This window comes from Streptomyces sp. NPDC091271, from assembly GCF_044757505.1.
Classification (GTDB): domain Bacteria; phylum Actinomycetota; class Actinomycetes; order Streptomycetales; family Streptomycetaceae; genus Streptomyces.
Map to the genome: position 1 here is coordinate 451172 of NZ_JBIVVD010000007.1, position 23061 is coordinate 474232.

Consider the following 23061-nt stretch of genomic DNA (forward strand, 5'->3'; position numbering starts at 1 on the left):
AGGAGCACCGATGTAGGAAAGTCCACGCTGCTGCGCAAAAAAATGTCTCCTCAGCTCAAAATCAGGACTCCGCACCGTGAAAACCGACCTCTCCGACTCGGGTGGCCACCGGGCAGGGTGATTCGATGAGCCTTGAATAATTCCTTCTGGTAGGTTTTTTTTCAGGATCAGGGTCGGCCGAGGGGGGAGATCATGGGTGTGGGGATTTGCGGGTCGGGGGAGTGCGGCGGGAGCTACCTCGTCTTCTCCGACGTGGACGAGACCCTGGTGGGGCTGAAGACGATGTTCGACTTCCTCCGCTTCGTCTCGGTGCCGTGGTACGAGCAGGTGGCCGGCGGGATACGCGCCCTGAGCGCGGCAGGGATACCGCGGTCGGAGGTGAACCGCGCGTTCTACCGGCTGTGGGCGGGCCGGAGCGTGGAGGAGACCGAAAGGCTGGGCACGGAGTGGTATGCGCTGCGGTCCGCCGGAGCGGACTTCTTCCTGCCCGGCACCCGGGCCGAACTCGCGCGCCACCGTGCGGCCGGAGCCGGTGTCGTCCTCGTCTCCGGATCGTTCCCGCCGTGCGTCGCGCCGATCGCCGCCGAGGTCGGCGCGGCGCACGTCCTGTGCACCGAACTCCTCGTCGAGAACGGGAAGTACACGGGTGAGATCCGGGAAGCGGTCATCGGTGAGGGGAAGCGGTCCGCGGTGCGCAGGACCCTGCGACTCCACCCCGGCATCGACGCCCGCGACTGCTGTGCCTACGGGGACCACGTCTCCGACATCCCGATGCTCGACTGTGTGGGCCGGCCGTACGCGGTCGGTGACGATCCGGGGCTCGCGGGCTACCCGCGGTCGCCCGGGGCCCGGTACACGGCGGATCCGTCAGCGGCCGCTCACCGGGCGGGCGGCAAGGAGGTCCGCGATGTGGGCGACGATCGCGCGCCGGTGTCGGTGCAGGAAGAAGTGCCCACCGGGGTACAGGCGTTGATGGAAGTCCGCTGATGTCAGAGTGCTCCATCCGCCGACTGCGGCGGGGTCGGCCAGGGGGTCCCCGCTGCCTCCCAGAGCCAGGATCGGACAGTCGAGCACGGTGGGGCGGGCCCGGTCGGTGAAGGCGGACGTCAGTCTCAGGTCGGCGCGCACCGCGGGCAGCCACAGAGGTCTCAGCGCCCGGTGGCGAAGGAGTTCGGGCGGCGTGCCGCCGAGCATCTCGAGGCGCTCCAGCAGTTCCTCGTCCGAACAGGCGGGCGCAGCCGTACGGCCACCCGTCCCCACCGGTCCGCTGCCGGACACCACCAGGAGCCGCGGCAGCGCACGTCCCGCCGCCCGCAGACGCCGGGTGGTCTCGTAGGCGAGACAGGCTCCCATGCTGTGGCCGAGCAGCGCGAAGGGCTCGTCGGAAGGCCGTCGGGCGAGATGGTCGAGGACCCCGTCCGCCAGCTCCGTCATCGTCTCCGCAAGGGGCTCGTCGCGACGGCCGCCACGGCCCGGGAGCTCCAGGGGGACGAAACACGGACCTGCCCCCGTCGTGGACGGCAGCCACTCACGGTAGGCCTCGGCACTCCCTCCCGCGTGCGGCAGACAGTAGACGCGGATCCGGTCCTGCGGGCCCGGTGTCACGGTCCTGCCTGTACCGGGTGAAGGGCGGGTAGGGCGGTCGGGAGACGGCGGACCCTCGTGCGGGAGGCGCCGGCCCTGCTCGGGGCGCGGTGGATGGCGCCCGACACGGCGGACAGCGGCAGGCAACTGCCCCCACCCCGTAGCGCGATGATCTCGGCGGCGACGGAGACCGCGGTCTCCTCCGGCGTGCGGGCGCCGAGGTCGAGGCCGATCGGCGAGCGCAGCCGCGCCAGTTCGGCGGGGCCGAGCCCGGCTGCGCGCAGCCGGGCCAGCCGGTCCGCGTGGGTGCGGCGCGACCCCATGGCTCCCACGTAGCCGAGCGGCAGCCGCAGGGCCCTGAGCAGCAGAGGGACGTCGAACTTCGCGTCGTGGGTGAGTACGCACAGCGCGGTGCGGCCGTCCAGCGCGGACGACTGCGCGTCCAGATAGCGGTGGGGCCAGTCCACGACGACCTCGTGCGCGTCGGGGAAGCGGGCGGTGGTGGCGAACACCGGGCGGGCGTCGCAGACCGTCACGTGATAGCCGAGAAAGCGGCCGGCGCTCACCACCGCCGCGGCGAAGTCGACAGCGCCGAAGACCAGCATGCGTGGTGGCGGCGCCCACGTCTCCACCAGCACCGTGACCGTCCCCGGTACGTCCCCGGGGCACGGGCGGCCGTCCGGGGCGAGAGTGAGCACGCCCGTGCGGCCCGCTTCGAGCAGGGCGCGCGCCTCGGCCTCCACGGCGTGTCCGAGGGCGGTGTGCCGCGACGGGAACCCGGTGTGACGGCCCTCGGGTGTGACGACGAGCCCGAGTCCGAGCAGGCTGTCAGGACCGTCGGCCACCCGTGCCAGCGCCACCGGGAGCCCGGCCGCGATCCGGGCCAGCACGGTGGAGAGGAGCGGAGTGATGCCCCCGGTGTCCGCAGCCGGCCCGGCGTGGCCGACCGGCTGGACCAGGATCTCCAGCTCCCCGCCGCAGGTCAGCCCCACGGCGAAGGCATCGGTGTCGCTGTACCCGAACCGTTCACGCAGAGGCCGCCCCTCCGCGAGGGCCCGCAGGCACAGTTCGTACACCGACGCCTCCACGCAGCCGCCCGAGACGCTGCCGACGGCGCTGCCGTCCTGGCGGACGGCCAGTGCCGCGCCCGGCCCGCGGGGGGCGCTGCCCGACACCCGCGTGACGGTGGCGACGGCGTACGGCTCGCCGGCCGCGTGCCAGGACCGCAGCTGTTCGGCTATGTCGCGCATGTCAGGACTTTCTCCTTCTGGGAGTGCGGGAGCAGCAGTGCTCCGTACGGTGCGCCCTGCTCCTGCTCACGCAGCCACTCCAGGGCGAGCGACCTGGCCGTCACCGGACTCCCGGCGGCGCCGCGCCAGGCCACGGCGGCTACGTGGCCCGGGTCGCAGGGCAGGTCACGTACGGCCCAGCCCTCGGGGTGCCGTGCGGGTTCGGTGCCCAGGTAGTCGGCGCTCAGGCCGCGGCTGAGTCCTGTCCCGATGCCCTTCAGATAGGCCTCCTTACGGGTCCAGAGGCGCCCGAAGGCGTGTCTTCGCGCGGTGTCGTCGAGAGCGGCCAGTTCCGTGTACTCGTCGGGGTGCAGCGCCGGGGCGCAGATCTGCACCGTCTCCGCGCCGGGCAGCTGTTCGACGTCCACACCGATGGGCATGGACGAGAGCCCCAGCAGCACCAGACCGCTGCCGTGGGACAGGGAGAAGTGGGTCGGCGCCCCGCCGGCGCGCCCCGCCTGGTCCGGATGCACTGCCGGTCTGCCGTGCGGTTCACCGCAACCGGGGCACGGCTCGCGTACGAAGACGATCTCCGCGGCGGGCAGGCCGAGCCGGTGGCCGAGCAGCCGGCGCAGAGCGATGTGCGCCAGCGCGTACAGCCGGCCGCCCGCGGAGCGGCGGCAGGTCCCGGCCCGTTCGCGCTCGGCGTCGTCGAGCACCGTGCGGTCGAAGTCGTCGTCGGCCGTGCCGGTGGAGGGCTGGCGGACCAGCCAGAGCTCCGTCCCGCCCGCGGCCCGGCCGGGCGCGCTCACGCCGCGGCCTGCTCGTAACGCGCGGTCACGTGGTCGATCAGGTCGTCGACGACGGCAGCGGTGAGCACGACATGGAGGCTGACGGGGACGCCGAGCTCCGCTTCCAGGCGGCGTTGGAGCTCCAGGGCGGCCATCGATCCGACGCCCAGCTGCCGCAGGCCCGCCCGCCCGTCGCTCAGTCCGCCGGGCGGCACACCGAGAGTACGTCCCAGCGCGCGGCGCACATGACCGGCGAGGTCCTCGCGAACAGGAGAGGTGGGAGGGACAGGAGGGGCAGGAGAGGCAGGGCGGGAGGGGTCGAGGCGGGGCATGAAGCTCTCTCTTTCTGTGCCGGGCCAGGAGGCCAGGAGGCCAGGAGGCCGGGAAACGGGGTCAGCGGCGGGCGAGCAGCAGGTCCAGCACCCTCGGCGGGTGCAGCGGCAGCCTCCCGACGTCGCCCGTGAGCTGGAGGGCGTCACGCACGGCGTTGGCGACGGCGGCGCCCACGCCGGCGGTGCCGCCCTCGCCGGCACCGCGCACGCCCAGCGGATTGCCGGGTGCCGGTGAGTCCTCGTACAACTCGACCTGGATGTCAGGCACATCGGCCGCGCGGGGCCACAGGTAGTCGCGGAAGGTGAGGGAGAGCGGTCTGCCGAGTTCGTCGTAGCGGAATTCCTCGAAGAGCGCCCCACCGATCCCCTGCGCGACGCCACCGACGAGCTGGCCGTGGACGGACCGCGGGTGGACGGCGCGGCCGATCTCGTAACTGACCGCGTAACGCAGCAGGGTGACCTTTCCGGTACGGGGATCGACCTCGGCCTGCGTGTAGTGGGCGCCGTACGGATAGGTCATCCCGTCGGCGACGTACGTGCCACGCCCGATGAGGCCCGGCTCCTCCCCGGTGCGGATGAACCGCGGGGTGAAGCAGGCGGCGGCGACGGCCGCCAGCGGCACCCTCCGCTCCGGGGCGTCGGCCACGACCACCTCGCCCCCGGCCATGACCAGTCGGGACGTGTCCGTCTCCAGGAGCACGGCCGCTACCCGTCTGGCCTTGGCGACCACCGCCTCCGCGGCCAGTTTCACCGCCGTTCCGCCGACCACGGTGGAACGGCTGGCGAAGCTGCCCGCGCCGTCCGGCAGGATGTCCGTGTCGGAGAGGACGACCTTCACGGTCCCGGCGGGAACATCCAGCTCCTCCGCCGTGATCTGGGCCATCACCGTCTCGATGCCCTGCCCCGATCCGGCCCCGCCCATCGACACGCGCACCGCGCCGCCCACGCCGATGTCCACCACGGCGCTGTCGTGGCCGAGCCCCGCCTTCTCCAGCAGGACCGCGCATCCGGTGCCCACCAGCCGGCCCGCCGCCCGAGCCGCACGGGCCTCGGCGCGCCAGTCCTCGTATCCCACGGCCGTCCGGGACTTGTCGAAGTGCTCCAGGTGGTCCTTGCCGTCCAGCAGCATCGGGGCTCCGAAGACCTGCATCGGCCGGCGGTGCGGAAGCTCCGTGGCGTCGAGCAGATTGCGGCGCCGCAGCTCGACCGGGTCGATGCCCAGGCGTGTGGCGGCCAGATCCATGGCGTGCTCGCGTACGAAGTTGTTCTGGAAGCGGCCGGGGGCACGGTACGTACCGATCGGCGTCTTGTTCGTCATGACGATGTGGACGTCACTGCTGCACGCGGCGAGCCGGTAGGGACCGCAGATCATGGCCGAGGTGAGGGCCGCGACCACCGCGCCGTGCGTGCGGATGTAGGCACCGCTGTCCAGCCACGCCTCGTCACGCAGCCCCAGCAGCGTCCCTTCGTCGTCGAAGGCAAGCTCGATGCGGTGGTGCTGCTCGCGGGCGTGGTTCGCCGCCAGGAAGTGTTCCTCGCGGTCCTCGGACCACTTGACCGGGCGGCCGGTCAGCCGGCACAGGAACGGAACGAGGAGGTCCTCCGGATAGAACTCGCCGCGGATCCCGAAACTCCCGCCGGCGTCGGACTCCAGCATGTGGATGCTGTGTTCGGGCAGGCCGAGCAGTGTGGTGAGCACCCTGCGGTTGAAGTAGGGAACCTTCGTCGCTCCCCAGATCGTCATGCGCTCCGCGCGCTCGTCCCACTCGGCGACCAGCCCCCGGGGCTCCAGCGGGGTGCCGCTGTGGCGGCCCGTACCGAGCTCGGCGGTCACCACGTGCGGGGCGGTGCGGAAGACCTCCTCCACGTCCCCGTACGCGAAACGCACCACGCCCACTTCGGCGTCGGCGCCGCCCAGGCTCTCCGGCCGCCCTCCGGCGGCGCCCCGGGCGTCCAGCGCGACAGGCAGCTCCTCCAGTTCCATGGTCACCAGGTCGGCGGCGTCCTCCGCCACATAGGGGTCGTCGGCCAGGACGACCGCGACCGGTTCGCCCACGTAACGGACGAACCCGGTGGCCAGCGGGGACTGCAGGTAGGGCGTGAAGTCGAGCCCCGGGTGCGGCTGGCGTACCGGGATGCGCAGGTCACCCGGCAGGTCCGCGACGGTGTACACACCGGTGACACCGGGCAGCCGCTGAGCCTCCCGGGTGTCCACACCGATGAGCCGGGCGTGTGCGGACGGCGAGCGGACCACACGCATCCACAGTTGGCCGGGACGCGTCACGTCGTCGTGGAAACGCCCCCGGCCGGTCAGCAGACGCTGGTCCTCCAGCCGGGTCACGGACAGACCTATGGCGCTCATGAGGTCTCCTCGGGGGAGTCGGCCAGGGCGGCCAGGGCGTCGACGATGGAGCCATATCCCGTGCAGCGGCACAGGTTGGCGCTGACGCACTCCCTGATCCGCGCGCGGTCCGCGGCGGGTTCCGCGCGCAGCAGACCGGTGCCGAGCATCAGGAAACCGGGGGTGCAGAAGCCGCACTGGAGGGCGCCGTGCTCGCTGAAGGACGTCTGCAGCTCGCCCAGTTTTCCGTCGGGGGCCAGCGATTCGACGGTTTCGACGACGGCGCCGTCCGCCTGTGCGGCGAGCATGAGGCACGACCGCACGGGGGCGTCGTCCACCAGGACGGTGCAGCTTCCGCACTCACCCTGGTCGCAGCCGACGGTGGTGCCGGTCAGACCCAGCTTCCGGCGCAGGGCGTCGGCGAGGCCGCGCCAGGGTTCGACCGAGATGGTCCGCTGCTCTCCGTTGACCGTGAGACGCACGGAGCGTTCCGCGGTGCCTGTGGGGGAGTCCATCGCCTGCCTGCTTTCTCTGGAACGTCGGGTGGGAGATCGGGAATGACGGGCTTTCAGGAGTCGGCCGGTACGGCGGCCCGGGCGCGGGAGACCGACCGCTCGAAGGCCTGCAGGAGCATCGCCTCGGCCGCGCGGCGGCGGTAGGAGGATTCCGCGAGCTCGTCGGACGGAGGGTCGGGCAGCTCTGCGACCGCTTCCCCGACCCTGTCCTGCCAGCCCCCGTCCGGCCGCGTGCCGCACAGGGCACGCTCCAGCGCCGGCAGCCGCACCGGGCGGTCGGCGGTGCCGGCCAGGGCGGCCCTGACCGAAACGGCGAGACCGTCGGGACCGAGGCGGACCGCGGCGCCGGCGGCCACCAGGGGCAGTCCGCCCTCCTGGAAGGCCGTCTCGGAGAGAGCGGCAGCGGGCTCCGGCCGGGGCAGGAGTACGTCGGTCAGCAGTTCGTCTTGGGCGAGGACGGTGCGCCCGCCACCCGCGAACAGGTCCTGTACAGGGAGCGATCGCGCCCCGTAGGCCCCGCGTACGGTGACCACCGCGTCCATGAGGACGGCGAGAAGACACCACTCCGCCCGCGGGTCCGCGTGCGCCAGACTGCCGACCAGGGTCCCCCGGGTCCGCACCGGCGGATGCCCGATGAGCCGCGCGGTCTCCGGCACCACCGCGAAGCCGGGCGGCAACCGCTCGGCAGTCTCCAGGTCGTGGTGGGTGGCGAGGGCGCCGATCCGCAGGCCTTCGCCCTCCCCGCCGAAATGCCGCAGCCCGGGCAGCCGGCCGATGTCCACGACGGCCCCGGGCCGCACGGCGCGGCGGTTCAGCTGGGGGATGAGGCTCTGCCCACCCGCGAGCACCCGCGCCGTGCCCCCGAAGGAGCCGAGCAGCGCGATCGCCTCGCCGACGGAAGTGGGCTGGTGATAGGCGAACCGGACCGGCTTCATGATCTCTCCTGAGCGGGGTGGGACGGGTACGGAGGGGAGGGGCGTACGGTGGCGGCCCGCCGGAGTACGGGGGCCGCCGACCGACTCAGGGCTGGGCGACGGGCGGCACCCGCAGGGACTCGTGTCCCAACTGCCGCATCAGGTCGACGATGTCGAAGTGGGCCGAACGCTCGACCACCTTCTCGCCGTCGAACCGGTCGATACCGATGGCGGTGAAGGTGACCCGCTTGCCGCTCGGCGGCAGTCCCCGGAACGGGCCCAGCTGGGTGCCGATGCACTCCACGCGGGTCACCACCAGGTCACCTTCCGCGGTCTGCTCCTGGACGAGGTCGCTGATGTCCGGGAAGGCGGTACGGAAGGCACGCACCCACGTACGGACGCCCTCCGGGCCGCGCAGGTCGAACTGCGGCCAGTAGAAGTCCTCGGCGAAGATCTCGTCGGCCAGTTCCAGACGGTTGTTGGTGATGATCTCCTCGAACAGCAGCGCGATACGCCGCTTGCGGTCCGCGAGGACGGACGGGGCTGTCCCGGTCATGGTGAGGCTCCTTCGGGGATACGGGCAGGGGGCCGGGCGGGCCGGCCCCCTCGGAGGGCTGGTTCAGCGAGCGGCGGCCGGGGCGGTGGCCACGGGCTTGGGAGGACGCGGCAGCCGGGTGCTCATCAGGCAGGCGAGCAGGACCAGTGCCAGGTCGATGGCGGCGACCCAGGTGAGGGCGTCGCCGTAGGCGGAGACACTGTGCCGGGTGCCGACCGCGGCGAAGAACACGGTGCCCAGTACGGCGACACCCGCGGCGCTGGCGAACTGCTGCGACGTGGTCAGCACTCCCGCGGCCGCCCCCGCCTGTGCCGGACGGGCACCCGCCAGCACGGCCCCGGTCACGGCCGGTACCGCCAGTCCGTTGCCGAGACCGATGAGGATCATCGGGGCAACCAGGCGCAGCGCGGTCGTGGCGTCCCCGGAGAGCTGGACGTCGATGACGAGCGCCAGCATGCCGACCGCGGCCACGGCCGTGCCGATGGTGATCAGCCTGGCGCCCTGCCGGGCGGCGATGCGCGGGGAGAGGATCGAGGCGATGGCGAACGCCAGGCCCAGCGGCGTGAACATGATGCCGGCCTTCAGAGGGCTGAGCCCGAGACCGGTCTGGAAGACCAGGGTCAGGGCGAACATGAAGCTGAAGAAGGCGCAGAAGGCTCCGAAGCACACGACGAGGCCCTGCACGAACACCTTGTTGCGCAGCAGGAGGGTGTCGAGCATCGGCTGCCCTCCGCGGCGCAGCAGGGTGTTCTCCCACTTCAGGGTCAGCGCCATCAGGGGCACCGACGCCACGAGGCAGATCCAGGCCCAGACCGGCCAGCCCTCGCTGCGGCCGATCACGAGGGGGAGCAGGAAGAGGGCCAGCGAGACCGAGATCCCGAGGGCACCCAGCGGGTCGAGCCTGACGCCGGCGCCCGGCGCCCGACGGGGCAGCAGACGCAGCGCGAAGCCGACGGCGGCCAGCCCGATCGGCACGTTGACCAGGAAGATCACGCGCCAGCCGAGGCCGAGCACGTCCACCTGGAGCAGTACGCCGCCCAGGACCTGGCCCGCCACGGCGCCGACGCCGATGGTGACGCCGAACCAGGCGAGTGCCTTCGCACGCTCCGCCGCGGGGAAGACGCTGGTGATCGTGGCCAGCACCTGCGGCACCATGGCCGCGCCGGTGAGGCCCTGCAGCAGGCGGGCGCCGACGAGTTCGCCCGAGTTCTGCGCGAGTCCGCACAGCAGCGAGGCGAGGGTGAAGGCCAGCGTGCCGTAGAGGAACATCGCCCGGGAGCCGAGCAGGTCCCCGAGACGTCCGCCGGTGATCAGTCCGCTGGCGTACGTGAACCCGTAACCGGCCACGATGAGTTCGAGTGCGGCCTGGCCGGCGCCGAGGTCGTGTTCCAGCGACGGCGCGGCGACGTTGACGACGTAGAGGTCGAATTGGGCCATGAACATGGCGGCGAGGAGGACGGGCAGCATCAGCCAGCGCTTCGCGTAGGGCGCCGGCGGCTGGGCTGCGGGTGGCTCCGGGCGCGGCTGGGCGGCCGTGTCGGTGAGCTGGGACATGATGGCGTTCGCTTTCTCGGGATCCTGGGCGGTGCCCCGGACGGGCCGGTGCGGCGGGGGGCCGCACCGGCCGGCTGATGGGTGACGTGCGGTCAGGCGGCGGACACGGCGGGCAGGCGGGCCTTCTCCAGGCGCCAGTCGACCTTCGCGTAATCGGCCTCGGCCAGGGCGATCGCCTCGTCCAGTCCGCGTACGACGGGCAGACCGAAGTGCCCGACGATCGTCGTGAGGCGCTCGGGAACGGAACCGCCCACGGGCAGGTACGGAATGGCCAGGTCGTCCAGGGCGCGCAGCAGCAGTTCGTCGCACCGCGCCCGGAAGCCCTCGTTCATCGGCCGGTGGCCGTCGGCGCCGAGCGCGAACTCGTTGCGCAGATGGACGAAGCCGTCGAAGCCCTCCTTGACGTGCTGGCGGAAGGCGTGGCCGAGCTGGTCGGCGACCTCGCCGAAGAAGAGCATCTCGGCCGTGGGAGGGGACGGCACTCCGGTGTCCGCCCCGGGGTCCATGCCGAACTCGACACGGGCCGCGGCGTACGTCCACTCCTGCAGCGACGAACCGTCGGCCACGAAGTTGTCGCCCAGCAGTGCCTCGCTGACGGCACGGCCGACATGGCGGCGGACCGCGAGCTGGATGTACTCGGCGGGGGTGACCTCGGTCAGGGCCTTGCCGGGAACGGCGTCCGGCATGATCTCCCGGATCGTCCGTGCGGGCGATCGCGGGATGCCGGTGTAGTGGGCGAGGGCCATGGTGGTGAAGGTCTTGCCGGCCGAGTACGTACCGGATATGGACAGTCGCATGGGTGTACTTCCTGTAGATGGGGGGCCGCTCAGGCCGTGGCGGCCTTGGCGTCGGCGGGCAGTTCGTGGGCGAAGGTGGCGCGCATCCGGATGCCCGCCAGCTCGCCGCTCAGCTCGACGCTGCGCCAGACCGCGCCGCGCAGCGGGAGCGTGCGCTTGGCCGTCACCGCGGTGGTGGCGGTGAGGGGCAGGGCAGGCGCCCGGTCTCCGGCCGTCAGAGGCTCGGGGGCCCGGGGCGCCTCGAGCGAGGTCTGCATCATCCAGAGCGTGTTGCTGTTCTCCCGGGAGACGGAGTCGAGTTCGTACATGAGCACCTGGGCCAGCTGGAGGGTGACGACGAAGCAGTCGATCAGGGAGACGGAGGGCTGCCGCGCTCCCTCGACGCCCTCGGTGGGCTCCGGGCTGCCGGCGACCGGGGTGAAGGCGACCGCTCCGTGCGCCGTCAGTTCGGGGACGGAGACCCGTACGTCGTTCACCGTGTGCCGGCGGAGCTTGAAGCCCTCGCCGTAGAAGCGGGGTTCCCCGGGGCCGAGGAGGCCGGTCAGGGAATCGTGGACGACGCCGGTCGTCGCCTCCGCCACGACGGGGTGGACCAGTTCGCATCTCACCCGCAGCCCGCCCACCGAGCAGTCGTAGACGGACCGGTGCAGACCAGGCTCGTCCGGTTCGGGGCCGGTCCGCGTCAGGGAGGCGGAGAGCGGGATGTCGTTGAGCACCTCCTGAGGGGTTGTTCCCGCACGCAGCACCACCTTGGCCAGCCGTACGGTCCTGCGCTCCGCGGCGCCGAGGCCCCAGGCGTGGGCCGTGTGGGCCTCGGCCAGCTGGACACCCAGCACCAGCGCGTCGACGGTGCTCAGGTGGGGCCGCAGGTCGACGCCGGCCTTCTTCTTCGACCAGTCGGCCGGATACGTGATGTCGGCGGTCGCGGTGACCCCGGCGTCGCACGCCCGGGCACCGGTGACGGCCACCGTGTGGACGTCGTAGACCGCACGCTGGTAGCCCCGTGAGAAGAAGCGGCCCTCGGCCGGGCCCAGGTAGTCGTCGATGGAGCGCAGCAGCAGTTCGGTCGCAGCCATGTCAGACCGCCGCACCGGCTGCGAGAGCCTGGTCGTAGGCGTCCACGAGGTCCTGCACCGTACGCATGTCGGTGATGGAGAACTGCTCCTCGAACGGGTCGACGTCCAGCTCCGCCTCCAGCTCGATGAGCAGCTGGGCGAGCATGAGGGAGTTCAGGCCCAGTTCCATGAGGGGGACCGGCGGGGCGACGGCTTCGGCCAGCTCCGGATCGAGCACCAGATCGCGTACCCGGACGACGACGAGTTCGGTTATCTCGGCCTTGCTCAACATGTGATTCCTCCATCTATGACAAGGGACTGACCGGTGACGAAATGGGCGCGGGGAGAGGTGAGGAAGAGGATCGCGTCGGCGATCTCCTCGACGGTTCCGAGCCTCCCCAGCGGCGTGCGGTGCTGGATCTTCTCCCGGTTGCCGGCGGTGACCTCGGCGGTCATCTCGCTGTCGAAGAAGCCCGGGACGATCGAGTTGACCCGGATGCCGAACGCTCCGAGTTCACGGGCGAGGCTGCGGCTGAACCCGTCGAGTCCCGCCTTCGCCGCCGCGTAGACGGAGACTCCCCGGTAGCCGCGGATGGCGTTGATCGACGAGACGTTGACGATGTTGCCGCCCTGACGGGTCATCAGCCGGGCGCACGCCTGGGTGAGCATCATGGGGGCGAGCAGATTGGTGGTGAGGAGGGTGTCGATCCGCTTGGGCGCGGTCGTCAGGAAGAGCTCCTGGTGGAGAACGCCCGCGTTGTTGACCAGCAGGTCGGCCCGCCCGAAGCGCCGGTTGACACCCCGTACGAAGGCCCGCATGGACGCCGGTTCGGTGAGATCGGCGGCCTCCCAGTGGAAACGGGTCGGGTGGAGCCGCTCACTGTCGGCCGTGAAGTCGTTGGCCGTCCGGCTGAAGGTCGCCACCCGCCAGCCGTCGGCGAGCAGGCGCTCCACCAGGACGCGCCCCAGACCACGGCTGCCGCCGCTGACCACCGCGACGCGGCCGTCCTCGGGCGCTCCGTCCGGTGCTCCCTCCGGCGTCGCGGACCCGGCCACGGTGCCGGGCACCGCACCGGCCGGCGCCGTCACACCAGGCTCCGGGTCTTCTTGAAGCGGTCGTTGTGGTGCTCGGCCTCGGATATCTCCACGACCGCGGGGACCTTGTACGCTTCCAGCCTGCCCCGGCAGTGGACCCGGGCCCGGCGGCCGAACCCCTCGTGGTCGGCGCCGGCGGTGAGGCGGACGACGGCCTTGACCACCATGCCGGTGACGTGGCTCGGACGCCCCGACACCGTGACGTCCGCCACCTCGTCCAGTTCCAGGAGGACGTTCTCGACCTCGCTGGGGTAGACCTTCTCCCCGGCGACGTTGATGATCTCCGAACGCCTCCCCAGGATGCGGACGTACGGGCCGTCCACCTCCACCGCGTCCTGGGTGTTGAAGAATCCTTCGTCGTCGAAGGGTGCGGGGGCGTTGAGATAGCCGAGCATCGCCATGTCCGAGCGGATCCAGAGCACGTCCTCACGCACCTGGTACTCGAACCCCGGCCCTCCCAGGCGCACCCACAGGGTGTCGTCCCCCTTCGACCTGGTCGGCAGGATGCCGAGTTCGGAGAGACCGTACGTCTGCTTGAGGCGGACGGCGGGCAGTGCCGCCTTCAGCCGCTGGAGGGTGCCGAGCGGCATCGGCTCGGTGCCGTAGGTGACGAGGGTGAGGGAGCTGAGGTCGTGTCGCTGGTACGCACCGGAGATCAGCAGCATGTTGAGGAACGTGGGGGTGGTCGGCAGTACCCGTATCCCGAAGCGCGCGACCGCCGCGCAGACGGTGTCCGGTGTGCGTTCCGGCAGGGTGACCACGGTGCCGCCCTGACTGAGTGTGTGCAGCAGCGTGTTGATGCCGCCGATGTGGTCCAGGTTGAGGAAGGCCAGCGTGGACTGCGGCCTGGTGGGTTCGCCGTACCGGGCGAGCACCTTCGTGAAGTCCAGGACCGTCGCCTTGCTGCGGCCGGTCGTGCCCGAGCTGAACAGCACCAGGCCTGCCCGCCCGGCCGAACGCAGCCGCCCGTACAGCTCGTGGTCCGCGGCCCGTCCGGACCGTGCGAAGGACTGGCCGGTGCCGTCCGCGCCTATGGTGACGACTGCCTCGACCTGGGCGATCTCGTGGAACTCAGCCCGCTTGGCCTCGGGGAGCGGAGTCAGCGGCACGAGCACGACGCCGCGCTCGACGAGAGCGAGCAGGGCGGCGCAGGTCTCGAAGGACCCGGGCCCCTCCAGGGCCACGACCTGGCCCGCGGTGACCGCGTGGTCGTCCAGGAACGTCCGCCATCGCGCGATGCCGGCGACCAGACCGGTGTACGTGTATCGCACCGAATCGAAGACGATCGCGTCCGCGTCACCGAATCGGTGCAGACGCGCCAGGAATGATGTGATCATTTCGTTTCCCCCTTTTGTGCCGAAGCTGTGCGCCGGCTGCTCGGGTCGCGTGGTGAACACGGCGACCGTGACGAGAGCGGCGGGAACATGAGAAAGGTGTGTCGGGGACACCGGGCCGCACTGTCCGGGGAGGACTTCGTCGTCCCCCGCGGAGGCGGTCGTCCGGCCGGGACGACGCCGCGATGCGTGCTCCGGCGGCAGCTTCCGGACGCCGTCCGCGAGCGCGGCTTCCTTGCTGTGACGATGACGCTACGAAGTTCAAGTGCGCCTGAAGCAAGTTCAGTTGTGAGTGTCGAGCGTCACTCGGTGCCGCCGCGGGCCGGCGGCCATCTCCTCAGGCGTAGGCCGGGACAGGCGCCCCGGCCGGACGGCCCGTTACGGAGGCCGACGGGTCCGGACGGCCGCCCCGGACGTTCGTCTGCTCGGCGGTGAGGGGGAGTCGCTGCTCCGCCCGTCCGTAGGACGCGAGCCTGTCGTCGACATGACGCAGGCACCGCGCCAGGCGGGCGGACTGGTCGTCCAGCCGGCACCTGTGGGCCTCCAGCAGGGCGCGACGCTCGGCGACGCTCTCCTCGCCCTCGCCCTGGCGCACCAGCTCCACGTACCGCGTCAGATCGGCCACTGTCATCCCCGTCTCCCGCACCTGGGCGAGGAAGTCGAGCCAGCGCAGATGAGAGGTCTCGTACGACCGGCGCCCGCCCGGGCCGCGGCCCACATCGGTGACCAGCCCCATCTCCTCGTACCAGCGCAGCGTGTGTGGCCGCAGTCCGGTGAGCTGGGCGACCTCGGTGATCGTGTAGTGGTGTCCGTCCGGCGGACGGTTTCGCTCAGGCATCGTCTGACCCCCTGGTAAGGACAACGCGTAAGAACCTGACCGGCAGACTCAGCCGATCGATGAACACGATGCTATCGAAAAATTCGTCCGCGAAGGTTTCTTTATGGCCCGGAACGGCTTGACATTGCCTTCCCTTGGTGTGTCGTGAGGGCGGCTCGAACGCGTTTCACCTGGGGGTATGGTGATTCGTTCCTGAGCTGCGGTGACATTCGTTCTTGAACGTTTATTTACAGACGGCTCGTCCCCGCTCGCACGTATGCGAACGGGGACGGGGGTGTGCGCTGCCGGTGGCTGACCGCCGCTCAGCCCAGGCCGGGCAAGGACTCCTCGGCCCGCGCGTACGAGGTGGCGGCCGGTTCCATGCGCAGGACGCCGTGGCGGGCGGCGGTCTGCACGTCGCGCCACAGGCGCTGGACGTCGCCGGCGGCGTCGCGTACGTGCGCGCCGCCCGCGCCGAAGAGCTGGTTGGCCGCCTCCAGCAGGAGACCCGCGGCGAACGCCGCGTCCCGCTGGTTGACGGCCGTGAGGGACGCCGTCACCGGTTCCGTGTCCGCGCGGAACGCCGCGCGGGCCAGCAGGAGATGCGCGGCGTCGATGCGGGCCGAGGACACTGCCAGCGCGTCGCGCACGGCCGGGCTGTCGTAGGCGCCTCGCCCGCCGGTGCCAACGGCGTCTCCCGTCGCCCAGTCGGCCCACGCCCTCCGGAGCGCGTGTGCGGCGCCCAGTGCGGTCGCGCAGAAGATCAGGCCGCCCGCCAGCTGTGCCGGGGCGCGGTGCGGACGGTCGGCGCCGCGGTTGCCGGTGCCGTCCAGCATGCCGGTGAGAGAGAAGGAGCGGTGGGCGGGCACGAGGATCTCGCACGCCTCGACGGCGTCGCTCGCGGTGCCCCGCAGCCCCGTCGCGTTCCAGGTGCCGTGGACCGTCAGCTCGCTCGTCGGTACGGCGAGGACCCGGATGTCCGGCCTCCCGTCGTCCGGGGAGGGCCCGGTCACCGGTGTCGCCAGCAGGACCCAGTCCGAGTACCGGGCGCCGCTGACGCACTCCCACACGCCGTTCAGTCGCAGGCCCGTCGCCGTCGCCACCGCGGAGCCGGCCGGCGGCGCGACCGCCGAGGCGATCCGCGCATCGGGACCGGCGGCCCACAGTTCGTGCCGCCCGCGCTCCGGAAGGCAGGAGGCGAAGCGCCCGTGCGCTGCCCACAGCGCACCGCACCAGGCGGCCGACGGGCACTCCTGGGCCAGGGCCGTGACGTCCGCGAACAGTGCGGAGAAACTCCCGGCTCTCCGTCCGCCGTGTCCCACGAAGTGGGCGGGCAGGCCTGCATCCGTCACCGCCTCGACGGTCGCGGGGGACAGCCGCCCCTCCCCGTCGGCCCGACGGGCGTCGGCGCCTGCGGCGGCAGCCGCTCGCAGGGCTTCCGGGCGGGGCGCCGGCAGCCAGGCCTCCGGAACGGCCGGCAGGGCGAAGAGGGGGTCCGTGGTGGACGGAGGCGTGATCGCTCGTTCTGTCATGTGAAGTGCTCCCTGGATCCGGCTTCCGATGTGCACTGAACATTCGTGGGAGAAGGTATTTTTATGTAAGATGGTCGTTCTCCAGGTCGGCGGAGGTAATGGGATGGCAAAGCAGGAGCGTTCGCGGCGTACGTACGAGCAGTTTCTGGACGCCGCCGCGGAGGAGTTCGCGCAGTACGGCTACTCGGACGCGAACCTGCAGCGCGTGGTCGACCGGACCTCCCTGACGAAGGGAGCGCTCTACGGGCACTTCGCGCGGAAGGAAGACCTGGCGGAAGCGCTCAGCGGTCATCTGGCAGCGTTCCTGGATGAGCTGGGCGAGCGCGGATCGGGGCATGACCTGACCGAACTGCGTTCGCTGACCTTGGAGTTCGCGCGTGAGGTGGAGGCCGATGCGCGGGTCAACGCGGGGCTGCGCCTCATGCTCGACGCCGCGCAGACGGAGCCGGGGGTGCCCGGTCGCCTACGGTGGCCGCCGCGCTCCGCGCACTCCGTGAGCCGTGCCTCGCCGGATGCCGCAGCATCCGGCGAGACACCCCCGCATCAGGCCGGAGAGCCGGCCGACCTGGCCCTGGTCATCCTGGTGGGCGCGTACGTCACTGCCTCCGCGGCGGACCGGAAGGGCCTGGCCGGGCGCGTGGCCGCGCTCTGGAGCGCCGTCTCGGCCGCATCGCGCGACGAGGGTCAGGCCGGGCCGTGATCGGCAGCCGCCCCGCTGGCGGCGAGCTCCCCGGGCAGGCCGGGAGGGCCGGCCCACGTGGAGAGGCAGGTGGCCAGCAGGGTGCCGTTCTGGACCGCCTCGACGGTCAGCGTGCCGGGCGCGGCCGGGCCTTCGCACGGCTGCCGCCCGCTCACCACCAGGCTGATCGGCGCGTTGAGTTCGCCGAAGGCCCGGCAGTCGACCGACATCCCAATGAGTACGGTCTCGCCGTCCGCGGACCGCGCGTCCGTCGTCGCGTTCCCGTCGTCCCCGTTCAGCAGGAGGTGGCCGAGTTGCCGGAAGCCCTCCAGCATGACCATGAGCGGCACATGATCGCTGGGGTGGTCGAAGTAGATGGCGTGCCGGAGGTCGACCAGCAGTTGCCAGGACCCGTCGGCACCCAGGCCCAGGACGCTGTCCTTGGTGCGCAGCCGCCCGACGGACGACGGCGGGACCCGCGTCGTCCCGATCGCCGGGGAGTCGGCGTCCGCCGGTGCCGCGCCGCGCCCGCGCAGACCGCTGTACGTACGGTCGTTGACGGCTACGGCGCTGATCTCCCCCTCGCCGCACACCTGCCCGCCGATCGTCAGCACCACCGTCAGACGCATCCCGTAGCGGCGCGGCGGACGGTTGCCCACCCACTCCCACCGGGCGTCGAGCACCACCGGCAGCGGCGCGTCCCCGATGCGCAGCAACTCCGGCCGGGTGATGCGGAATGCCGTGCCGCTGCCGACGAACCGGTGGGTGAGCGGCACTCCGTAGAAGCGGTGGGCCAGGTAGACCAGGGTCTGGCGGACCGTCTCGGCCAGCAGCAGCGGATCGCTGATGCCGGAGCGGCTCGGTGAGTAGAGGGCGTGGTCCCGGGGCCACTGTGCCGCCACCAGGAACCGGTCCTCCCCGGTGCGGACCGAGTCGGTCACGAACACCTCGGCGACGGCGGCGCGGTGCACCATGTGCCGGGGGACGGGCTGGAGGTAGTCGAGTGCGCGCGGGGCGAAGCCGTTCGCCGGTTCGTCACCGCCCGCACCGGGTCTGGTGCCGATCCCCTGGATCTCGTAACCGTCCGTGCGCTGATCACTGCTCCGAAGCATCTCAAGTCCCCCCAAGTGGACCAGCGGAGGCAGAGCGCCTCAGCAGGCGAGCAAGATGATACCGTTACGAAGGTATATTTCAAGCTGGTACTTGGAGCCGGTGGTCCGCATACCGAGAGGTAGCGATCTCCGAACCGACCACGACCCACCAGGAAGGTCGCTGATGGCCGCCGAGAAGAAGACTGCGACGCCTGCCCCAGCCGCGCGAGAGGGTGGCCGGGCGGAGCAGGCGTCAGGGCCCAAGCAGCAACGCGCGGTCCGTACCCGCCTGCAGGTGCTCGACGCGGCCGCGGAGGCCTTCGCCGCCCGCGGCTACCCGAGTGTGACGATCATGGACGTCGCCGAACTGGCCGGGATGACGAAGGGTGCCGTCTACTTCCACTTCGCCAACAAGGAGGCGCTGGCGCAGGAGGTGGCGGCGAAGTTCTACGAGAGGCTCGGCGTGGTGGTCGAGTCGGTGCGGCAGGACGGGCTCTCGCCCCTGGACGAGGTCTCCGAGCTGCTGATGCGCACCGCTCAGGCCTTCCGTGAGGACGTGGTGGTCCAGGCAGGCGCGCGGCTGCAGATCGAGTACGCGCTCATCGGCGCCGACCTTCCCGCGCCGTTCGAGGGGTACACGGAAGCCCTGTGCGGGAGCTTCCGCCGGGCGCGGGCCGCCGGCCTCCTGGCTCATGGGGCCAACCCCGAGGTGCTCAGCAGGGTGCTCGCGGCGGCCTTCTTCGGCGCGCAGCACATCTCCTGGATCCAGCATGGGCGTGCGGATCTGGGCGTCCGGGTCCAGGAGCTGCTGTCCACGCTCCTGCCCCGCGTCGAGGTGCTTCCCTGACCGCTGGGGCGGAAACGTCCGGCGGGACGGGTGGAGGCGGGTGGGGGCTGTCGCTGTCCCGCCTCCGCGGTCCTGTGCGGGGGCCGTCGGCCGCAGTGTCTTCAAGAAGTGAAGTTTGACATGTCCATTGACACGTCGACCGTCGTGCTGGCTTCATGTGGGCAACACATGGGAGCGCTCCCAGGCACCTCTGCCCGCCTTACCCCCCAGAAGGGCGACGACGGATGAAGTCACCGACGAGAAAGTGGCTGGGCCCGGTCCTGGCCGCCATCACCGCGACAGCCCTGCTGATGGCGCTGTCCGGTCCGGTCGCGGCGCAGCCGGCGGACCGGGACCCCGCGCCCATGGCCCGTACGGCAGCCGCCGGCACCGGCACGGACTGGCTCCACACCGAGGGCAACCGGATCGTCGACAAACAGGGCAACCTGGTCTGGCTCACCGGTGCCAACTGGTTCGGCTTCAACGCGACCGAGCGGGTCTTCCACGGTCTCTGGTCCGCCAACCTGGACACGATCACCCGGCAGATGGCGGAGCGCGGCATCAACATCGTCCGCGTACCGATCTCCACCCAGCTGCTGCTGGAGTGGAAGAACGGTCAGGCGGCCGTCTCCAGCGCGGTCAACACCTGGGCCAACCCCGAGCTCGAGGGCAAGACGACGCTGGGGGTCTTCGACGCCTTCCTCGGGGTGGCGGAGAAGTACGGCATCAAGATGATGCTCGACGTCCACAGCGCGGAGGCCGACAACTCCGGCCACGTCCACCCGGTGTGGTGGAAGGGCGCGATCACCACCGAGCAGTTCTACTCCGCCTGGGAGTGGGTGACCGCCCGCTACAAGGCGAACGACACCCTCGTGGCGATGGACGTCAAGAACGAGCCCCACGGCAAGCAGTCCGACAGCCCCCGGGCCAAGTGGGACGGCACCACCGACCAGGACAACTTCAAGTACACCTGCGAGACGGCCGGCAAGCGCATCCTCGCGATCAACCCGGACGTCCTCGTCCTGTGCGAGGGCATAGAGATCTACCCGAAGGACGGCGCGAACTGGTCCTCCACCTCCGCGGCCGACTACCACGGCATGTGGTGGGGTGGAAACCTGCGCGGGGCGAAGGACCACCCGGTCGACCTCGGCGCGCAACAGGACCAACTCGTGTACTCCCCCCACGACTACGGACCGCTGGTCCACCAGCAGCCCTGGTTCGAGGGCGCGTGGGACCGCACCACGCTGGAGCGCGACGTCTGGGACCCCAACTGGCTCTACCTGCACAAGGAGGGCACCGCACCGCTGTTCATCGGTGAGTGGGGCGGTCACCTCGACGGCGGCCCGAACGAGAAGTGGATGAAGGCGCTGCGCGATCTGATGGTGGAGAACGGCATCCACCACACCTTCTGGTGCCTCAACCCCAACTCGGGTGACACCGGTGGGCTCTTGGGCTACGACTGGGCCACCTGGGACGAGGCCAAGTACGCCCTGCTCAAGCCGGCCCTCTGGCAGTCCGGCGGGAAGTTCGTCAGCCTCGACCACGAGGTCAGGCTCGGCGGCGAGGGCAGCACCACCGGTATCGCTCTGGGCGACCTCTACGGCGGCTGAACCCGACCCGCGCCCCTCCGCACCACCCCCTGAACGCCCTGGGGTGCCGATGAACCCCACCGCCTCAGCACCCCAGGGCTCTCCATCGCTCAAGGGCTCGACGTTCGTTGTCCCCCGGCTGCACGAGGGTGAACCGCCGGTATCCCGCGGTTGAACCTTCGCCGGGCAGGCGAAGCAGGGCGACGCCGGCGGAACCCGCGCGGCAGCCGCGCCGGTCTTCTCGGCCGAAGCGTGTCAGTCGCCCCGAGGAGCCCCCCGATGCCGAGCACCACGTCCGCCGAGACCTGTACCGCCCCGGCGAGCGGCAGATCCGCGACGCCCGAAGGCCGCCACGCACCGCGGCTCGACATCCAGGGGCTGCGCGCGGTGGCCGTCGGGCTGGTGGTGCTCTCCCACGCGGGCGTGACCCAGGTGGGCGGCGGTTACATCGGTGTCGACGTCTTCTTCGTGATCTCCGGCTTCCTCATCACGTCACTGCTGTTACGCGAACTCGCCACCACCGGACGGGTGTCGGTGCGTTCCTTCTACGCCCGCAGGGCACTGCGGCTGCTCCCCGCGTCGTCCCTGGTCATCGCCGTCACGCTGGGCGGGGCGTGGCTGTTCCTGTCGAAGGCGCGGCTCGCCGAGTACGCCGGTGACGCCCTCGCCAGTGCGCTGTACGCGGTCAACTTCCGGCTGGCGGCGGCCGGTACGGACTACCTCGCCCAGAACAGCCCGCCGTCGCCGTTCCAGCACTTCTGGTCCCTCGCCGTGGAGGAGCAGTTCTACCTGGTGTGGCCGCTGCTCCTGCTGCTCACCTGGCGGGTCGCCCGCGGCCGGCGCCGCCCGGTCGCGGTGCTGCTCGGGGCGCTGTGCCTGGGGTCGTTCGCGGCGGGCGTCCTCGTGACGAACGTTTCGGCGCCCTGGGCGTACTTCGGCTCCTTCACCCGGGCCTGGGAACTGGGTGCCGGCGCCCTCCTGGCGCTGGGCACCGGCCGGCTGGAACGGCTGCCCGCCGCACTCGCGGCCTCCCTGACCTGGCTCGGCCTGGCCTGCGTCACGCTGGCCGCGGTCCGGTACGACGAGGGGACGCCCTTCCCCGGCTACCCCGCCCTCCTGCCGGTCGCCGGTACGGTGCTCGTCCTGGCCGGAGGCTGCGCGCCCACCCCGCACGGCGCGGGATGGCTGCTCGGGCGGCGGCCGCTGGTGTGGCTCGGCGGACTCTCGTACGGCTGGTACCTGTGGCACTGGCCGCTGCTGGTCATAGCCCCGGCGGCGCTGGGCCGCGCCGACGGAACGGCCGGCGTGCCCCTCGCGCTCGGGCTGTGCGCGGCGGCGCTGGCCCTGGCATGGCTCACCCTGCGCCTGGTCGAGAACCCGGTCCGCTTCCACAGGACCTTCCACAGGCGCCCCCGCCGCGCCCTGGTTCTCGGGGCCGCGCTGACGGCGGGAGCCTGGGCGCTGTCCCTGACGGCGGCGGCGGTCCCGCCGACGATCGAGGTGGGCGGCCCCGCCCCCGCGCTGGCGCGCGCACTCTCCGACGCACCGGACCCGCGGGCCCGACTCACCCAACTGCTGGCAGCGGCCCCCACCGCCCTGCCGAGCAACCTCACCCCGCCCCTGCCGGAGGTGAAGTCCTCCCGCTCCGCGGTCTACCGGGACGGCTGCCACGTCGACCACTCCGCCACCGGCACCCGGCCCTGCGTCTACGGCGACCGGACCTCCTCCCGTACGGTCGTCCTCTTCGGCGACTCCCACGCGGCCCAGTGGTTCCCGGCCCTGCAACGGCTCGCGACCACACGCGGCTGGAAGCTGGTGTCGCTGACGAAGGCCTCCTGCAAGGTCGCCGACCTGACCATCGTGAACGGCCACAAGCCGTACACCGCCTGCGACACCTGGCGCTCCGACGCCATGGCGAGGATCAAGGCCCTGCGCCCCGACCTGGTCGTCGCCTCCTCCTCGGACGCCGGAGACCCGGAGCGCCCCGCCGCCGACCCCCTCCGCCAGTGGACCACCGGCTTCGAGCGCACCTTCCGCGACCTGGGGGCATCCGGGACCCGGGTCGCCGCCCTGCTCGACACCCCATGGCCCAAGGGCGACCCGGTCGACTGCGCCGCCAGGAACTCCCTGCAGCTGCACGCCTGCGCGAACCACCTGCCGGACGCGATCCGCGACGCGACGCGCGGTGCAGCTGTCCGAGCCGCAGCGTCCACCACGGCCACCACGGTCGTCGACCCCGTCCCCTGGCTCTGTGCGCCCCGCACCGGCATCTGCCCCGTGGTCGTCGGCGACACCCCCGTCCACCGCGACGGCAGCCACCTCTCCGAGGCGTACGCGGAGGCGCTCGCCCCGGTCCTGGCGCCGGCGCTCGACCGTCTCGTGGGTGCGCCCTGAACCGGCCCTGTGCCGCCTGCCGCGCGGACCCGGTCG

Annotated in this window: 22 protein-coding genes; 5 read left to right on the top strand and 17 right to left on the bottom strand. The window is 71.7% G+C overall.

All coding sequences use genetic code 11. The features are described from left to right. Positions 1–192: 192 nt before the first annotated feature. Positions 193–987: an HAD family hydrolase gene (locus ACIQM3_RS29140; protein ID WP_401629418.1), complete on the top strand. Its 795-nt coding sequence runs from the start codon at positions 193–195 to the stop codon at positions 985–987. On the opposite strand, the gene ACIQM3_RS29145 is transcribed toward ACIQM3_RS29140, so the two are convergent. From ACIQM3_RS29145 to ACIQM3_RS29220, 16 genes are all read right to left on the bottom strand, one after another. Continuing rightward, positions 868–1605 carry a thioesterase II family protein gene (locus tag ACIQM3_RS29145; RefSeq protein ID WP_401629420.1) on the bottom strand — a complete coding sequence of 246 codons (738 nt, stop codon included), beginning with the start codon at positions 1603–1605 and terminating at the stop codon, positions 868–870. The two genes, ACIQM3_RS29140 and ACIQM3_RS29145, sit on opposite strands and share 120 nt — an antisense overlap. Beyond that, complete coding sequence (locus tag ACIQM3_RS29150) at positions 1602–2834, bottom strand: XdhC family protein (RefSeq protein ID WP_401629423.1); 1233 nt, start codon at positions 2832–2834, stop codon at positions 1602–1604. Before ACIQM3_RS29150 ends, ACIQM3_RS29145 begins: the two co-directional genes overlap by 4 nt. Continuing rightward, positions 2822–3625, bottom strand: coding sequence for a 4'-phosphopantetheinyl transferase family protein (locus ACIQM3_RS29155; RefSeq protein ID WP_401629426.1), 804 nt, complete (start codon positions 3623–3625; stop codon positions 2822–2824). The genes ACIQM3_RS29150 and ACIQM3_RS29155 overlap by 13 nt, the downstream gene beginning before the upstream one ends. Then, on the bottom strand, positions 3622–3936 hold the full coding sequence (locus ACIQM3_RS29160) for an acyl carrier protein (protein ID WP_401629429.1): 315 nt from the start codon (positions 3934–3936) through the stop codon (positions 3622–3624). Before ACIQM3_RS29160 ends, ACIQM3_RS29155 begins: the two co-directional genes overlap by 4 nt. Before the next feature lie 61 nt (positions 3937–3997). After that, positions 3998–6298: a xanthine dehydrogenase family protein molybdopterin-binding subunit gene (locus ACIQM3_RS29165; protein WP_401629432.1), complete on the bottom strand. Its 2301-nt coding sequence runs from the start codon at positions 6296–6298 to the stop codon at positions 3998–4000. Then, complete coding sequence (locus tag ACIQM3_RS29170; RefSeq protein ID WP_401629434.1) at positions 6295–6792, bottom strand: (2Fe-2S)-binding protein; 498 nt, start codon at positions 6790–6792, stop codon at positions 6295–6297. Before ACIQM3_RS29170 ends, ACIQM3_RS29165 begins: the two co-directional genes overlap by 4 nt. A gap of 53 nt (positions 6793–6845) precedes the next feature. Next, complete coding sequence (locus ACIQM3_RS29175; protein WP_401629437.1) at positions 6846–7727, bottom strand: FAD binding domain-containing protein; 882 nt, start codon at positions 7725–7727, stop codon at positions 6846–6848. Between the two features lie 85 nt (positions 7728–7812). Further along, positions 7813–8262, bottom strand: coding sequence for an ester cyclase (locus tag ACIQM3_RS29180; RefSeq protein WP_401629440.1), 450 nt, complete (start codon positions 8260–8262; stop codon positions 7813–7815). 63 nt (positions 8263–8325) lie between these two features. Then, a complete protein-coding gene (locus tag ACIQM3_RS29185; protein WP_401629443.1) occupies positions 8326–9816 on the bottom strand; it encodes an MFS transporter in 1491 nt (496 codons plus the stop codon). Positions 9817–9908: 92 nt separating this feature from the next. Then, entirely contained in the window at positions 9909–10613 is a 705-nt protein-coding gene (locus ACIQM3_RS29190) for an AAA family ATPase (RefSeq protein WP_401629446.1), read from the bottom strand. 29 nt (positions 10614–10642) lie between these two features. Beyond that, positions 10643–11689: an AvrD family protein gene (locus ACIQM3_RS29195; protein ID WP_401629448.1), complete on the bottom strand. Its 1047-nt coding sequence runs from the start codon at positions 11687–11689 to the stop codon at positions 10643–10645. Position 11690: 1 nt separating this feature from the next. Continuing rightward, positions 11691–11960 (bottom strand): phosphopantetheine-binding protein, encoded by a 270-nt coding sequence (locus ACIQM3_RS29200; protein WP_401629451.1) that lies wholly within the window; start codon positions 11958–11960, stop codon positions 11691–11693. Further along, entirely contained in the window at positions 11954–12757 is an 804-nt protein-coding gene (locus ACIQM3_RS29205) for an SDR family NAD(P)-dependent oxidoreductase (protein ID WP_401629454.1), read from the bottom strand. The genes ACIQM3_RS29200 and ACIQM3_RS29205 overlap by 7 nt, the downstream gene beginning before the upstream one ends. Continuing rightward, complete coding sequence (locus ACIQM3_RS29210) at positions 12754–14100, bottom strand: class I adenylate-forming enzyme family protein (protein ID WP_401629456.1); 1347 nt, start codon at positions 14098–14100, stop codon at positions 12754–12756. The genes ACIQM3_RS29205 and ACIQM3_RS29210 overlap by 4 nt, the downstream gene beginning before the upstream one ends. 334 nt (positions 14101–14434) lie before the next feature. Continuing rightward, on the bottom strand, positions 14435–14935 hold the full coding sequence (locus tag ACIQM3_RS29215) for a MerR family transcriptional regulator (RefSeq protein ID WP_401629459.1): 501 nt from the start codon (positions 14933–14935) through the stop codon (positions 14435–14437). Between the two features lie 302 nt (positions 14936–15237). Further along, the gene (locus ACIQM3_RS29220; RefSeq protein WP_401629462.1) at positions 15238–16446 is read right to left on the bottom strand and encodes an acyl-CoA dehydrogenase family protein; all 1209 of its coding nucleotides are present in this window, start codon (positions 16444–16446) and stop codon (positions 15238–15240) included. A 103-nt stretch (positions 16447–16549) separates the two neighbouring features. Between ACIQM3_RS29220 and ACIQM3_RS29225 the strand changes: the two genes are divergently transcribed. After that, entirely contained in the window at positions 16550–17146 is a 597-nt protein-coding gene (locus tag ACIQM3_RS29225; protein ID WP_401629465.1) for a TetR family transcriptional regulator, read from the top strand. Here ACIQM3_RS29225 and ACIQM3_RS29230 read toward each other — a convergent pair. Continuing rightward, entirely contained in the window at positions 17131–18237 is a 1107-nt protein-coding gene (locus ACIQM3_RS29230) for a ScbA/BarX family gamma-butyrolactone biosynthesis protein (RefSeq protein WP_401629468.1), read from the bottom strand. The two genes, ACIQM3_RS29225 and ACIQM3_RS29230, sit on opposite strands and share 16 nt — an antisense overlap. Positions 18238–18400: 163 nt before the next feature. On the opposite strand from ACIQM3_RS29230, the gene ACIQM3_RS29235 reads away from it, so the two are divergent. The 3 genes from ACIQM3_RS29235 (at position 18401) to ACIQM3_RS29245 (ending at position 23025) form a co-directional block, all read left to right on the top strand. Next, positions 18401–19063: a ScbR family autoregulator-binding transcription factor gene (locus ACIQM3_RS29235; protein WP_401629471.1), complete on the top strand. Its 663-nt coding sequence runs from the start codon at positions 18401–18403 to the stop codon at positions 19061–19063. Between the two features lie 224 nt (positions 19064–19287). Beyond that, positions 19288–20652, top strand: a complete 1365-nt coding sequence (locus ACIQM3_RS29240; protein WP_401629474.1) for a glycoside hydrolase family 5 protein — start codon at positions 19288–19290, stop codon at positions 20650–20652. A gap of 258 nt (positions 20653–20910) precedes the next feature. Continuing rightward, the gene (locus ACIQM3_RS29245) at positions 20911–23025 is read left to right on the top strand and encodes an acyltransferase family protein (protein ID WP_401629477.1); all 2115 of its coding nucleotides are present in this window, start codon (positions 20911–20913) and stop codon (positions 23023–23025) included. The last annotated feature ends 36 nt before the right edge of the window (positions 23026–23061 follow it).

Coding starts and splice junctions, on each gene's coding strand:
- ACIQM3_RS29140 (WP_401629418.1), top strand. CDS start 193: ATGGGTGTGGGGATTTGCGGGTCGGGGGAGTGCGGCGGGAGCTACCTC.
- ACIQM3_RS29150 (WP_401629423.1), bottom strand. CDS start 2,834: ATGCGCGACATAGCCGAACAGCTGCGGTCCTGGCACGCGGCCGGCGAG.
- ACIQM3_RS29160 (WP_401629429.1), bottom strand. CDS start 3,936: ATGCCCCGCCTCGACCCCTCCCGCCCTGCCTCTCCTGCCCCTCCTGTC.
- ACIQM3_RS29165 (WP_401629432.1), bottom strand. CDS start 6,298: ATGAGCGCCATAGGTCTGTCCGTGACCCGGCTGGAGGACCAGCGTCTG.
- ACIQM3_RS29170 (WP_401629434.1), bottom strand. CDS start 6,792: ATGGACTCCCCCACAGGCACCGCGGAACGCTCCGTGCGTCTCACGGTC.
- ACIQM3_RS29175 (WP_401629437.1), bottom strand. CDS start 7,727: ATGAAGCCGGTCCGGTTCGCCTATCACCAGCCCACTTCCGTCGGCGAG.
- ACIQM3_RS29180 (WP_401629440.1), bottom strand. CDS start 8,262: ATGACCGGGACAGCCCCGTCCGTCCTCGCGGACCGCAAGCGGCGTATC.
- ACIQM3_RS29185 (WP_401629443.1), bottom strand. CDS start 9,816: ATGTCCCAGCTCACCGACACGGCCGCCCAGCCGCGCCCGGAGCCACCC.
- ACIQM3_RS29190 (WP_401629446.1), bottom strand. CDS start 10,613: ATGCGACTGTCCATATCCGGTACGTACTCGGCCGGCAAGACCTTCACC.
- ACIQM3_RS29195 (WP_401629448.1), bottom strand. CDS start 11,689: ATGGCTGCGACCGAACTGCTGCTGCGCTCCATCGACGACTACCTGGGC.
- ACIQM3_RS29200 (WP_401629451.1), bottom strand. CDS start 11,960: ATGTTGAGCAAGGCCGAGATAACCGAACTCGTCGTCGTCCGGGTACGC.
- ACIQM3_RS29210 (WP_401629456.1), bottom strand. CDS start 14,100: ATGATCACATCATTCCTGGCGCGTCTGCACCGATTCGGTGACGCGGAC.
- ACIQM3_RS29215 (WP_401629459.1), bottom strand. CDS start 14,935: ATGCCTGAGCGAAACCGTCCGCCGGACGGACACCACTACACGATCACC.
- ACIQM3_RS29220 (WP_401629462.1), bottom strand. CDS start 16,446: ATGACAGAACGAGCGATCACGCCTCCGTCCACCACGGACCCCCTCTTC.
- ACIQM3_RS29225 (WP_401629465.1), top strand. CDS start 16,550: ATGGCAAAGCAGGAGCGTTCGCGGCGTACGTACGAGCAGTTTCTGGAC.
- ACIQM3_RS29230 (WP_401629468.1), bottom strand. CDS start 18,237: ATGCTTCGGAGCAGTGATCAGCGCACGGACGGTTACGAGATCCAGGGG.
- ACIQM3_RS29235 (WP_401629471.1), top strand. CDS start 18,401: ATGGCCGCCGAGAAGAAGACTGCGACGCCTGCCCCAGCCGCGCGAGAG.
- ACIQM3_RS29240 (WP_401629474.1), top strand. CDS start 19,288: ATGAAGTCACCGACGAGAAAGTGGCTGGGCCCGGTCCTGGCCGCCATC.
- ACIQM3_RS29245 (WP_401629477.1), top strand. CDS start 20,911: ATGCCGAGCACCACGTCCGCCGAGACCTGTACCGCCCCGGCGAGCGGC.